The organism is Paraburkholderia caffeinilytica, from assembly GCF_046030355.1.
In the GTDB taxonomy this organism is placed as follows: domain Bacteria; phylum Pseudomonadota; class Gammaproteobacteria; order Burkholderiales; family Burkholderiaceae; genus Paraburkholderia; species Paraburkholderia caffeinilytica_B.
In genome coordinates this window covers 236,781-250,475 of sequence record NZ_JAQQCQ010000008.1, presented here as the reverse complement: position 1 = coordinate 250,475, position 13,695 = coordinate 236,781, and the positions used below count along the sequence as shown (strand labels likewise).

General features: G+C 61.3%; 10 protein-coding genes. 3 read left to right on the top strand and 7 right to left on the bottom strand.

All coding sequences use genetic code 11. The features are described from left to right. Window positions 1-27: 27 nt before the first annotated feature. Complete coding sequence (locus PQQ95_RS15170; protein WP_408438199.1) at window positions 28-660, top strand: trimeric intracellular cation channel family protein; 633 nt, start codon at window positions 28-30, stop codon at window positions 658-660. 549 nt (window positions 661-1,209) lie between these two features. Here the strand turns inward: PQQ95_RS15170 and PQQ95_RS15165 are convergent. From PQQ95_RS15165 to PQQ95_RS15145, 5 genes are all read right to left on the bottom strand, one after another. Beyond that, window positions 1,210-2,385, bottom strand: coding sequence for an alcohol dehydrogenase catalytic domain-containing protein (locus PQQ95_RS15165; protein ID WP_408438198.1), 1,176 nt, complete (start codon window positions 2,383-2,385; stop codon window positions 1,210-1,212). Window positions 2,386-2,418: 33 nt separating this feature from the next. Then, window positions 2,419-3,399, bottom strand: coding sequence for an ABC transporter permease (locus PQQ95_RS15160; RefSeq protein ID WP_408438197.1), 981 nt, complete (start codon window positions 3,397-3,399; stop codon window positions 2,419-2,421). Beyond that, window positions 3,396-4,907 carry a sugar ABC transporter ATP-binding protein gene (locus PQQ95_RS15155; RefSeq protein WP_408438196.1) on the bottom strand — a complete coding sequence of 504 codons (1,512 nt, stop codon included), beginning with the start codon at window positions 4,905-4,907 and terminating at the stop codon, window positions 3,396-3,398. Before PQQ95_RS15155 ends, PQQ95_RS15160 begins: the two co-directional genes overlap by 4 nt. Before the next feature lie 66 nt (window positions 4,908-4,973). Beyond that, window positions 4,974-5,894, bottom strand: a complete 921-nt coding sequence (locus PQQ95_RS15150; RefSeq protein ID WP_408438225.1) for an ABC transporter substrate-binding protein — start codon at window positions 5,892-5,894, stop codon at window positions 4,974-4,976. Window positions 5,895-6,017: 123 nt separating this feature from the next. After that, a complete protein-coding gene (locus tag PQQ95_RS15145) occupies window positions 6,018-8,138 on the bottom strand; it encodes a bifunctional rhamnulose-1-phosphate aldolase/short-chain dehydrogenase (RefSeq protein ID WP_408438195.1) in 2,121 nt (706 codons plus the stop codon). Between the two features lie 181 nt (window positions 8,139-8,319). On the opposite strand from PQQ95_RS15145, the gene PQQ95_RS15140 reads away from it, so the two are divergent. Further along, window positions 8,320-9,111 carry a DeoR/GlpR family DNA-binding transcription regulator gene (locus PQQ95_RS15140; RefSeq protein WP_408438194.1) on the top strand — a complete coding sequence of 264 codons (792 nt, stop codon included), beginning with the start codon at window positions 8,320-8,322 and terminating at the stop codon, window positions 9,109-9,111. Beyond that, a complete protein-coding gene (locus PQQ95_RS15135) occupies window positions 9,108-10,493 on the top strand; it encodes an FGGY-family carbohydrate kinase (RefSeq protein ID WP_408438193.1) in 1,386 nt (461 codons plus the stop codon). The genes PQQ95_RS15140 and PQQ95_RS15135 overlap by 4 nt, the downstream gene beginning before the upstream one ends. A 16-nt stretch (window positions 10,494-10,509) precedes the next feature. On the opposite strand, the gene pmbA is transcribed toward PQQ95_RS15135, so the two are convergent. Then, window positions 10,510-11,880, bottom strand: a complete 1,371-nt coding sequence (gene pmbA, locus PQQ95_RS15130; RefSeq protein ID WP_408438192.1) for a metalloprotease PmbA — start codon at window positions 11,878-11,880, stop codon at window positions 10,510-10,512. A gap of 45 nt (window positions 11,881-11,925) precedes the next feature. Further along, a complete protein-coding gene (locus tag PQQ95_RS15125) occupies window positions 11,926-13,692 on the bottom strand; it encodes an ABC transporter ATP-binding protein/permease (protein WP_408438191.1) in 1,767 nt (588 codons plus the stop codon). Window positions 13,693-13,695 lie beyond the last annotated feature (3 nt).

Genomic DNA, 13,695 nt, shown 5'->3' with positions numbered 1-13,695 from the left:
CTTGCCAGCGGACCTTCGATTGTCAGCGTGAGCGCGACGGCGGTCGGCGCACTCAGCGGCGCGCTGTTCGCCGTTGAGCGCCGGTTCGGCCTGAGCGGCGTGCTGTGCCTCGCCTTCAGCACAGGCGTCAGCGGCAGCCTGATGCGCGATGTCCTGCTGCAAAACGGCCCCTCGGTGATACTCACCGATGTCAGCTTCCTGCTTGCGGTTCTGGTGTGCGCAACCGTGGGATTCTTCTTTTCGACGATGATCAGATGGGTGCATCCATTGCTCGTCGTATTCGACGCGCTCTCGATCGGGTTCTTCGCGGTACTGGGCGCCACCAAGGCCCTTCATGCGGGACTAGGCCCGCTAGGGGCTATTCTGATCGGCCTCATTAACGCGATTGGAGGCTGGGTGCTTCGCGATATCCTCGCAGGCGACAGGCCTCAACTCGTGCTCCCAGGGCCGATTTATGCGATCGCTGCAGGTATCGCAAGTGCACTCTATGTGGTGCTGGTGGTCAGCCTGCAGATCGCCACAGCACCGGCCGCGTTGATTACCATCGTTGTCGGCTTCTCGATACGTATGGCGGCACTGAAATACGGCTGGAACGCTCCCACGCCAATCGATCTGACACCGCGCATCCGGCGTTCCAAATCCACGGAAAAAGCACGCTAGTGCGGGTTGACAAGCGGCGGAAGAATGACGGGTTCCAGCATGGCAGGCGCGGCCCTCTTATCGCGCACGGTCGCGAGGTCGCCGGATTTGCGCTGGTCCCGGCACTTTCGCCATGGTTGTGGGCGGCCTGCGCGGGCCTGGATCTGGGCGGCTTCTTCTCGTTGAGCCTGAGCATGGTCGATGCACCTCGCTGTGATCGTGGCGATGGGAGCGCTGACCGCTGTGTTCTCGCCGGCCAGCTATCGGCGCAGCATGGAAGGTGTGTGACGCTTATCAGGTGAAAAAAACCTCATCGATAAAAGGTTGGGGTTTGCGGACTCGCTGTTAGCCGTCGATCCTATCGGCCCCCCGCTCCGCAACTCGGCGCAGTGTGCCCTCGTGGCTTCGTTGCGCGCCAGTGCGAACGCGGAAGAAGCTGAGATCCTCTCGAATGTCCGTAACCAGGACTGCAATTAATCGCCAGAATGTGTCGAGCACGGAGTTGAATACAGTCCCCGCAAAGCACAAGCCACGGTCAAGTAACGGTTCCTGGAGGTCACCCGACGAAAATTATTCGTTCTGCAGTTGGGTGGAAGCCTCCGATGCAGCGCGTCCCAATAAAGCCGACGGTCTGAGCAGCACCTTGATCGAGTCGAGGGAGTTGGCCACGGTGATAGCCCTCTCCCAGTCAGAGAGCGTGAAGTTGTGGGTGACGATGCCTTTGGACGTGACCAGCCCACGCGCCATCAAATCAATCACCACGGGGTAGCAGTATGGCCCCAGGTGCGCACCACGCACATCCAGTTCCTTGCGGTCACCGATGATCGACCAGTCTGCGGTGGTATCGGTGCCGAAAACGCTGAACTCCACAAAACGGCCCAGCTTGCGAATCATGCTCAGGCCTTGGGTCACGCCGACCGGCGAGCCCGTGGTTTCCAGATAAACGTCGCACCCGTAACCGTCCGTCAGCTCCCTGACGACCGCTTCAGCGTTTTCGACCCTCGGGTTGATCACCACGTCGGCGCCGAATTTTTTGGCCAGTTCCAGTCGTTCAGTCACAAGATCGATAACCACCAGCTTCTTTGGCGTCTTGAGGTGCGCGGCCTGCACCATCATGAGACCCAACGGCCCGGCGCCCGCGATCACTACCACGTCGTCGAACTGGATGTCGCCGCGGTTCACCGTGTGGATCGCGCAGGCGAAGGGCTCGATGATGGCGGCGTCCTCCAGCGCAATGCCGTCCGGGATCTTGTGAACCCGTGAGGTCGGCGGCAAGCGCATGTAGTCGGCCATGCCGCCGTCGGCCACCACGCGCTGGAAGCCGAAGATGTTGTGCACTTCGCACATCCAGTACTTGCCGGTCCTGCAGAACCTGCACTTGTCGCATGGCACGATCTGCTCGGCGATCACACGGTCGCCCTTTTCCACGCCAAAGTGCTCGCCCGCGCCCTCGCCAAGCTCTTCGACGTAGCCGAAGAACTCGTGCCCAGGGATCACCGGCGGCTTGACATAGGCGGGCTGGCCTTCGCCACCCCAGAACATCTTGGCGCCCGAGTAGCACTTGCAGTCCGAAGCGCAGATGCCGCAGGCCGCGATGCTGATGATCAGTTCGCGCGGGCCGGCCTTCGGGCGTTCGACCGTTTCGAGCCGGTAGTCCTTGGGACCGTGGCAAACCACCGCCTGCATAGCGGCGAGTTGACCGATGGCGCTGCCCGAAAGACCTTTTTCGAATCCGTGATAAGTCATTTTGAAAATCCTGTTGGGGCTGAAAAAACTGCTTCAACGCCGGGTTTCGCGACTGATGAAGATGGCCAGCAGCACGATGCCGCCCTTCACGATCAACTGCAGATAAGGCGAGACGCCCATGATGTTCAGGCCGTTGTTGAGCACGCCCAGCAGCAATGCGCCCACCAGCGTGCCGATGATGGCGCCGCGCCCGCCCGCGATCGAGGTGCCACCCATGACGACCGCCGCAATAGCGTCGAGCTCGAAACCCACACCCACGCCGGGCTGCCCGCTGGTGACACGCGCCGCCTGGACAATACCGGCAATTGCCGCAGTGAGACCGCTCAATGCATACACGAGCAACTTGTAACGCGACACGCGAACGCCGGAGAGCCGGGTCGCTTCCTCGTTGCCGCCAATCGCATAAACATAGCGGCCGAACGGCGCCATGTTGAGCAATACGAAAGCTATTCCGTAGGTCAGCAGCATGATGAGAATTGGCACCTTGACACCGACCAGCACACCGCTCCCGAGAAACGAGAACGAATCAGGCAAGCCATCGATCGGATAGCCGCCCGTGTAGATCAGCGCCAAACCGCGCGCGACGCCCATGGTGGCCAGCGTCACGATAATCGGCGGCATCCGTAGATACGCCACGCAATAACCGTTGAACATGCCGAAGACCGCGCCGACCATGACGCCCAGCAGCACGGCCACGAGCATCGGGATACCGAAGCGCACCATCAGTCCCGCGCACAAGGTCCCCGACAGCGCCACCACTGCGCCCACCGACAGGTCGACCCCACCGGTGAGGATCGCCGCCGTCATGCCCACCGCGATAATCCCGTTGATCGACGACTGCAGCGCGATGTTTTGCAGATTACTAACGGACAGAAAGTTGTCCGTCGCCAGGATCATGAACGCGGAGATCACGATCAGTCCCACCAGCGGCAGGAAGGCCGTCGACCTGCGCAGGTGGACGAAAAAACCACCGGCGGGTGCCGGCAGTACAGGATGGTCGGCTGTTCTGCTCATGATACGGAATTCCCTGCGGTAGCGTGACGCATGATGTCGCCAGGATTGATGGAGTCGCCTTCCAGCGTAGCCACGATGGACCCGCGTGAGAACACACAAACGCGGTCGCACATGCCGACAATCTCGGGCAGTTCGCTCGAAATCATGATGATCGACTTGCCCTGCTTCGTGAGCTCGCGCATCAGGTCGTAGATCTCAGCCTTGGCGCCCACGTCGATGCCGCGCGTGGGCTCGTCGAAGATCAGCACGTCGCATTGATGATTGAGCCAGCGCGCGATCACCACCTTTTGCTGATTCCCACCCGACAGCGTGGCCACCCGCGATTCGATGCTGGGCGCCTTCACGCCAACACGCCGGCACAATTCGCTGGTCGACTTGTTCTCGGCCGCCCGGCTGATCAGCGCCTTCTTGCCGTACTTCCTGAGGTTGTTGATCGAAACGTTGAAGCGGACCGTAAAATCCGTGATTAGCCCTTCGACCTTGCGACTTTCCGGCAATAGACCGATGCCGCTCGACAGGGCTTCCGTTGGATCTCTCAACCGCGATTCAGTCCCGTTCAGTAGCACTTTTTTTCGGTGCACCGGCTCGGCTCCCATCATCCCAAGGGCCAGTTCCGTGCGCCCGGAGCCGACAAGGCCAGCAAAGCCAAGAATCTCCCCTTCATACAGGTCAAAGCTATTCACCGGACCACCTTTGGCGAGCTGTATCTCGGGCACTTCGAGCACTTTGCGCGCGCCCGGTGCCGGTGTCGGCTTGGTGGGAAAATTTTTCTCGATCTTGCGCCCCACCATCATCTCGACCAGTTGCGTCACATCTATGGCGGCTACATCGGCAAAGCCTGCATTGGTACCGTCTCGCAGCACGCTGATGCGATCGCAGATCTCGAAGATCTCCTCCAGGTGATGCGAGATGAAGATCATCGACACACCCTTGGCGCGCAGTTCGCGCATGACCTTGAACAGGTGTTCCGCCTCATTGGGCGTGAGCGTCGCGGTCGGCTCGTCGAGCACCAGGATACGGGCCTTGAGCGACAACGCCTTCCCGATCTCGATGAACTGCTGCTGCGCTACCGAAAGCTCGCAGATCGGCACGTCGAGGTCGATCGCCACACCCAGTTCCTCGAACAGATCGTGTGCGGCCTTCTTCATCCCGGCCTTGCTCAACAACCCCACGCTGTTGGTCCGGTAGCGTCCGAGAAAGATATTCTCGACCGCCGTCAGATACGGAATGAGGCTGAACTCCTGGAAGATGATGCCGATGCCGGCCTCGATAGCATCTTTGTAGCCGGCAAACTTCCGTTCAGTACCTTCGATGTAGATACGCCCCTCGTCGGCCTGGTAGATGCCGCACAGGATTTTCATCAATGTCGACTTGCCTGCACCGTTCTCGCCGAGCAAGGCGTGCACTTCGCCCCGGCGAATCGACAGATCGATCCGGGAGAGGGCTTTCACGCCGGGAAAGCTCTTCGAGACGCTTTCGAGCCTCAGTATTTCGATGGTATCGTTCATCGCGGTGTTCTCGTGATCGCCGTGTGCGCGGCGAGAAATCTCACCCCACACACGGCGCCCCTTGAGTTACCAGGTGAAGGTTTTGGCGCCTGCGGCGTCGATGAGCCTCACGTCCACCGGCACCGTGGCGGGTACGTTTGCCCCCCAGTATTTCGACAACGCGATGCCCATGGCAATCCGGATTTCGTCGCGTGGGAATTGCGCCGCGGTCGCGATCAGTTTGGAGCCGGGTTTTTGCATCGCCTTGATGACTTCCGGCGCACCGTCCACACTCGTGAGCTTGACATCCTTGCCGCTGCTGTCGATTGCGGCGAGGGCACCCATGGCGCCGCCGTCGTTGACACTGAAGATGCCTTTCAGGTTCGGGTTGGCCGCCAGCATGTTTTCGGTCACCGTCAGGGCAGTGGCGCGCTCCTGCTTGCCGTTTTGTGTTGTGACAATTTTGATGCCGGGATACTTGGCGAGCGATTCCTTGCAGCCTTTTACGCGCTCAAGGATCGGGATCACAGGAATACCGTCGAGGATGGCCACGTCGCCCTTGCCGCCGATGCTTTTGGCCAGATAGTCACACGAGATGCGCCCCGCGTCAGCATTCTTGGAGCCGACGTAGGAGTCCACCGGGCCTTCTGCATTCGCATCGACCGTGACGACCACCACGCCCGCTTTCTTGGCCGCGCGAACAGCAGATTGCACGCCGGTGGAATCGGTGGGGTTGAGCAGCAGAATATCGATTTTCTTCTGCAACATATCCTCGACATCATTCATCTGCTTGGCTACATCGTGACGCGCATCGGTCACGACCACCGTTGCGCCGATCGTACCCGCCATCTCCTCCAGGCTTTGCTTCATCAACACGAAGTACGGATTGTTCATCTCCTGGAAAGACACGCCGATCCTGATCGGCTGCTTCGGCATCTCGGCATGGGCGGCCGATATGCCGCAGCTCAGCACGGCAGCAACAAGCGTGCTGTGAATGAGTTTTTTCATGGTTGTCTCCGGTTTGTCTAGTAGTGGATCGCGCGTTGCGGCCAGATGGCATTCCGGCTTGCCGCGCGAGAAAAAAACGAACAACAGTGCTGCCATACGTACACCGACGGCATGTTCAGCCGGTCATCGGGTAAAGGCGCCGGCGTTGCCGGCATCCACGTTGAGGATGTTCCCGGTCGATTTGGCTGACAGATCGCTCGCGAAGAAGTACACGCCCTCCGCAATGTCCTCGGGCAGCACGCTGAGCTTGAGCATGCTTCGCTTGCGATAGAAATCCTCGATGTCGTCCGTCGCGACCTTGTTGGAGGCAGCGCGCTCTTCTTTCCACTTGCCGTCCCATATCTTCGATCCGCGTATCACCGCATCGGGGTTCACGACGTTGACCCGGATGCCATGCTCTGCCCCTTCCAGTGCGAGACAGCGTGCCAGATGAATTTCCGCGGCTTTGGCTGTGCAATAGGCCGCCGCGCCCGCTGATGCCACCAGCCCGTTCTTGCTGGCGACGAACACGATGCTGCCGCCCACACCCTGCTCGCGCAGCAACTGATACGCTGTACGCGCCACCAGGAAGTAGCCGGTCGCAAGAATGTTCATATTGCGGTTCCATAGTTCGAGGCTGGTGTCCCCGATGGCCGCCGACGAAGCAATGCCCGCGTTCGACACCACCAGATCGAGCCCCCCGAAGCTCGTCAACGCGGCAGCCATGGACGCCTTTACCGCGACCTCGCTAGTCACGTCGGTCACGGCGCTTGCCACCATGTCCTTACCGAAACGCTGACGGAAATCTGCCTCGGTCTCGGCCAATGCCTCGGCATCGATGTCGGCAAGCAGCACGCAGGCGCCCTCTTGCAGAAAGCGCTCGGCGGTCGCACGGCCGATGCCCCCCGCCGCGCCCGTGACCAGCGCAATGCGGCCCGCCAGGCTTTTCGGCTTGGGCATGCGCTGCAGCTTGGCTTCTTCAAGCAGCCAGTATTCGATGTCGAAAGCCTCCTGCTCGGGCAACCCCACGTAGCGATCGACGCGCTGCGCCTCACGCATCACATTGATCGCGTTGATGTAGAACTCACTCGCGATGCGTGCCGTGGCCTTGTCGCGTGCAAAGCTCAGCATGCCGACACCGGGGATCAGGTAGATCACCGCGTTCGGGTCGCGCATGGCCGGGCTGTGGGGACGCTTGCAGCGTTCGTAGTAGGCCTTGTAGTTCCGGCGGTATTGCTCAAGCGTAACGTCGAGGCCCGCGATCACCTCGTCGAGATTGTCCTTTTCCGGGTCGAAGGCAAGCACCTGCGGATAGATCTTGGTACGCAGGAAATGGTCGGGGCAGGAGGTGCCCAGCGCAGCCAGGGGAGCCAGTTCTCTGCTGCAGACGAATTCGAGGACCTCGGCGCGATCGTCGAAATGGCCCTGCTTGCGCTGGCCGCCCGCCGTACTCCCGCTGATCTTGCCGCGCAGCGCTGGCACGATTCGCCCGACGACCCGCAGTCGCGCTTCCCTGTCGAGCGGCGCTCGCACGGCACCGCCGAATGCCGGGACGTTGCGATGTCTGGTCAGCCACGCATTAGCTTGCGCGATCACACGCACCGTGTTTTCGTAGCACTCCCTGGACGTGTCGCCCCAGGTGAAAAGGCCGTGGTTCTGCAGCACCAACCCCTTCAGGTTGGGACGGTCTCGCGTAATCTCGCCGAGTTTCACGCCCAGGTCGAAGCCAGGGCGTTGCCACGGCACCCAGGCCAGCTCGCCGCCGAAGATGTCGTGTGTCAGTTGCTCGCCGTTCTGGCTGGCAGCAATGGCGATCACAGCGTCGGGATGCATGTGGTCGACATGCGGCTTCGAGATGTAGGCGTGCAGCGCGGTGTCGATGCTCGCTGCGCGCGGATTCAGGTTGAACGTGCAATGGGAGGCCATCGCGACCATCTCGTCCTCGTGGGCCAGTCCACGGTAGCGCGACTTGAGCGCTTGCAGCTTGTCCATGTAGAGCGTGGCGAAGCCATCGAGCTTCATGCTGCCTACGTCCCCACCCGAGCCCTTGACCCACAATACCTTCGTCGGCTGCCCCGTCAACGGGTCCGGCATCTCGATCTTGCCGGAGGTATTGCCGCCACCAAAGTTGGTGATACGCAAATCGCTGCCCAACAGGTTGGAGCGGTATAGCAAGAGCTCGGGTTCGGACATCGACGCAGCACGCGCGTCGTCCCAAAGAGAGGCAATCGCCGACGAAGCGGCAAGAGCGGTAGCGGTCTTCATGGAAGCTTTGTCTCGCAGGTTTGTGGATTGGTGGAAGCAAGTTTGTCCACAAACCGATCAATTTTCAATCACATTCCAATCAACTTTATGATTGTTTTGACTGCGGGTTTTCCATTATTCGTGAATTGATGATTACTTTGTGCGCGAATGACATAATCCGGTGGCACACGGAGGACATGCCTTGATCAACCATACGCGACGCAAGAAATTGCTCAGAATCCTCGCCGAGCAGGGTGGCGCCACAGTCGCTGACCTTGAAGGTGCGCTCAACGCCTCGGCTGCCACTATTCGGCGCGACATCGCGGTGCTCGCGGCTAGCGGGCAACTCGTCAAGGTGCACGGTGGCGCGCAGCCTCTCGCGCCGGACAAGGCAGGCGGGCTCGCGGGCGCAAATTTCTGGGAGAACATGGCGCAACATCCCGGGCGCAAGCGGGCCATCGCTCGGCGCGCAGCCACGATGTGTCTGAACGGCGAGACCGTGATCATCAATGGTGGCAGCACCACGCACATGATGGCGGTGCACCTCACCGACAGCCAGCTCACTATCCTGACCAACTCGTTCCTGATGGCTCAGGAGTTGCTGACTCAGAGCCGAAACGAAATCCTGCTACCAGGCGGCAAGATCTACCGGGAACAGAACGTGATTGTGAGCCCCTTCGAGAACGATGTGATCCAGAACCACTACGCGAGCAAAATGTTCATTGGCGCCGCGGCCGTATCCCCGCTCGGCCTGCTTGAGAGCGACCCGCTTCTGGTGCGTGCCGAGCTCAAGTTGATGAAACAGGCCGACCATCTGATCGTGCTCGTCGACAGCTCCAAGTTTCAGGGTAAGCGTGGCGGGCTCATCGTGTGCCCGCTTTCGCGCGTCGGCACGCTGATCACGGACAGCGGCGTCACCACGGAGACCGTCGAGATGCTGCGGGGTCAAGGGATCGATGTGATTGTGGTCGATGCCGACCCGGTACTGTCATGACCCCCGCTTTGGGGAGTCCGCGCTCCGGCAGGGTCGCGGTATTCGACATTGGCAAGACCAATCTCAAGCTGAGTCTTCTCGATGAGGATGGAACGCCGCTTGCGGAATCGCGCCGCGCCAATCATTCCGTACACGCGAGTCCCTACCCGTTCTTCGACGTCGACGCCATCTGGGACTGGTTGCTTAACGAACTGACGCGATTGCCGGAGCCGCACCGTATAGGCTCGATCATCACGACGACGCACGGCGCGACGGTTGCACTGCTAGGCGAGCACGGCCTCACCTTACCCGTGCTCGATTACGAGTTCACCGGTGTGAACGAGGTCGATGCCGCCTATGCATCGCTGCGGGACGATTTCGGCGTCACGTTTTCGCCTGCGCTGCCGGCTGGATTGAACGTCGGCAGGCAGCTGTACTGGCAGTCGCAGCGGTTTCCCGATGCCTTCGCGCGCACGCGCACAATCGTGCCTTACCCGCAGTACTGGGCATGGCGGCTGTCGGGGATTGCAGCGGGCGAAGTCACCTCATGGGGCTGCCACACCGACCTATGGGACGTGACACGCGGCCGGCTGGCGCCCATGGTAAACAAACTTGGGTGGCAATCGCTTTTTCCACCACTGCGCGAGGCCGGCGCCACTCTCGGCGAGTTGCTGCCTGATGTGGCAGCGCGGACCGGTCTGCCTGCGGACTGTCGTGTTGTGTGTGGCATCCACGACAGCAATGCGTCGCTGGTCAAGCATTTCTACGGTGTGCCGTCGCCACAGATGCCGATGAACGTAATCTCATCCGGCACCTGGGCGCTTGTGGCCGGTATTGGCGCCCCCCTGTCGGTACTCGACCCACGTCGTGACATGCTAGCCAATGTCGATGCCTGGGGTCGCGCCGTCGCCTGTGCGCGTTTTATGGGAGGCCGTGAGTTCTCGGTGCTAAGTGCGGGACAGGCCGATGATTGCAGTCAGCAGGATATTGCAACCCTTGTCGCACAGCGAACGCTCGCACTGCCCAGCTTCGCGCCGCTAGGCGGTCCATGGTCGACCCGGCGCGGTGAAATCCGCGGGCCACAACCGGCTTCAGCACAGGAATCCTATGCACTGGCCACGTTGTACACAACCATTGTCACCGACGACTGCCTCACTCGCCTGAAAAGCAGCGGCGAGATCGTGATTGAAGGCGCCTTTACTGCCAATCGCCATTTCGCGGCATTACTTGCAACATTGAGACCGGAGCAGGTGGTCTGGGTTTCCGAAGACCGCTCGGGAACCACAGGCGGCGCCTATCTGCTGGCGTGCCAGCCTTCGACCTACAACTCTCCCCGTTCGCGTGCGCTACCGTACTCGATTCCAGGTTTGTCGGACTACGTGAGCTGTTGGCGCATGGCGTAGGGGATCTTCGACGCGTCTAATTCCCCGCGATCGTCATCTGTTCGATCAGTACCGAACCGATTTCCCTGGTGCCGCGCACCAGCGTATCGGCGCCGATCGCGACGATGCCCTGGAACATCTGCTGCAGGGTGCTCGCCACCGTGATTTCCTCAACCGGATACTGGATCACGCCGTTCTCGACCCAGAACCCCGAGGCACCGCGCGAATAGTCGCCGGTCACGTAATTGACGCCCTGTCCCATCAGTTCAGTCAACAGCAGGCCCGTGCCGAGCTTCTTCAGCATGGCTTCGAAATCGTCGCCGGCGCGCGTCCTGCTGCTGCGCAACGCGAGATTGTGCGCGCCGCCGGCATTGCCGGTAGTCTGCATGCCGAGCTTGCGCCCCGAATAGGTCGACAGGAAATAGCCCTCCAGCACGCCGTCCTTGACCACGCGGCGTGCGCGCGTCCGCACACCTTCCTCGTCGAACGGCACACTGCCCATCGCGCGCGGGACGTGCGGATCCTCGATCACCTGCACGTGCGGCGCGAACACCGCCTTGCCCAGGCTGTCGACCAGAAAGCTCGTCTTGCGGTACAGCGCGCCACCGCTGGTTGCCTGCACGAAGGCGCCCAGCAGGCCGGCCGCGAGCGGTGCCTCGAACAGTACCGGCACCTTGCGCGTATCGAGCTGGCGCGCGCCCAGGCGCGCCAGCGCGCGTTCCGCGGCATAGCGGCCAACCGCTTCGGGCGCGGCCAGATCGGCCGCGCTGCGCTTCGAACTGTACCAGTTGCCGTGCTGCATGTTGCGGCCGCTTCCCGCAATCGGCGCGCACGCGATGTGATGGCTCGAATGCGGATAGCCGGCGAGAAAGCCGCGCGAAGTGGCCAGCACAGACTGCGAGTGCTGGGCCGAGACGCTCGCGCCTTCCGAATTGCGGATCTGCGGGCCCGCCGCAAACGCGGCGCCCTCCGCGCGACGCGCGATCTCGACCGCCTCGTCCGCCGACAACTGCCACGGATGGTACAGATCCAGGTCGTGCGGCGCTGTCTCCAGCAGTTCGGCCTCGGCGGGGCCGGCGGCATTGTCCGTGGCCGTGAAGCGCGCGATGTGGTAGGCGGCGGCAATCGCATCGTGTACTGCCCCTCGCGAAAAATCCGAGGTGCTCGAACTGCCGCTTTGATGGCCTATGAATACGGTGACGCCTATCCGTTTATTGCGATGGTGTTCGATCGTCTCGACCGCGCCACGGCGTACCGACACGGACAGCCCATTACCCTCGCTGACGCCAATGATGGCGTCCGTTGCACCCAGTGTCCTCGCGTAACGGAGCGCATCGGTCGCAACAGCTTGCAATTGCGCCTGCGTGTGCAACAGCCGGCCAATCTGTTCGGGTTCGGCAAGTTTCATGTGTATGATCAGTTCAAGAAAATAACGGTCAGGTAACAGCAACGTTCAAAGCACATCCTCGTCCTTGAGACGATCCGCCTCTTCCCGTGCCTGCTCGACGTCAAGCAGACGCACTCCGCCATCCGTCCGCAATTCGAGCACCCGGGTGTGATAGGCAAACAACGACGGACGATGCCCGACGCTCACGCAGGTCGCACCACTCGCGGCGAGCGCCCGGTAGAGTCGCGCTTCCGTCGTCACGTCCACCGCGCTCGTCGCTTCATCCAGACAGACGTAACGCGCGCGCGCAGCCAGCGCGCGCGCGAAACCAATCCGCTGCTGCTCGCCGAGCGACAGCACGCGCGACCAGTCAATCACGCTGTCGAATCCGCCATGCCGGGACGCAAGATCAGGCAGGGACACCTGCACGAGGAATGCCTGAAGTTCGCTGTCGGTGAACGCACGCTCCGTCGCGGGATACAGGATCTGCTCGCGCAAACTGCCGAGCAGCATGTATGGCCGCTGAGGCAAAAACAGCACTTCATCGGCATCCGGCATGGTGATCGTGCCACTACCCACGCGCCACAGCCCCGCCATCGCGCGCAGCAGCGAACTCTTGCCGACGCCCGTCTGCCCCATGATCAGCAGGTCTTCGCCAGGCGAAAGCGTCAGGCTCACGTCCCGAAGCAGCGTACGCTCCCGTCCGGGCGTCTGGAGCATGAGATGCTCGATCCGGATTGTCCGGCCGTGACGAAACGTGATCGCATTTTCCTCGTTACCGCCTTCCCTCTCGAGCGCCTGCGCTTTCTCGACGATCTGCGCCAGCCGCACCACGTGAGGCGCCGCCATCGCGAATGTCGGCACGAATCCTGTCAGCCTCTGGATCGCATTCAACAGCAGGCTCGCAGATGCCGTTCCCTGGGCAATCGTTCCAAACGTGATTTTTCCGGCGAAATACAGCGGCACCAGAACCAGCACCGGTAGCAGCGTCCAGATCAAACCCAAGCCGGTTTGCGCGAGATTCATGACGAGTTGATACCGCAAGGTCGCCAGTGCGATGTGGACGACGCGCTTCAGCCGGTTGTCTACGCTCGCGCCCTCCGCCTGCTCGCCACGATACAGTGCGATGGTTTCCGCGTAACTCCGTACATGCAGGATGCCGAAGCGCAGATCGGCTTCCGCCACGGTCGAATCAAAGTTCAGGCGAATATACGGGCGGTACATCCACCAGGTGATCACCGCGGTCGCGATGCCATAAACCAGGACGCCATAAAACAAAGCGGGCGCGATCGATTTCAGGATCCAGCCTTGCACGGTCAGGCCTGACGCGGTAGACAGCAATACCCAAGGCAACATAGTGGCCATATCGCAGAATGGTCCGGATTCCTGCTGGATTCGCTGATCGACATTGTCGACATCGCCATCCTGCTCGATCCGGAAATACGCGCGGCCAGTCAGATAGCGTCGCACCAGATCGTGCGTCAACCAGGCACGCCAGTGCAACGTCAACCTGTTGTACACGAAGTCGAAAAATATGCTGACCACGCCACCATTGACGACAAGCCCAACCAGCGTGGCCAGCGTGAACAGGTGCCAGTAGGACAGCTCATGGCGCGACACCAGCGCATCGCTCATCTGTCTGGTGAGGAACGACAGCTTGGCGCCAAGGGCGGTCTCTGCAAGAGAAAAGGCGATGCACGCCCCCAGCACGAGCCATGAACACCACGCGCCCGGACGCGTCCAGTATGGACGGGCCAATCCGAGAAGGCGCCGGAAAAACCGGCCGTTGATACTGTAGTCCTTAGGATCCTGAATCGCTGCGGCAGGAAGCATTGC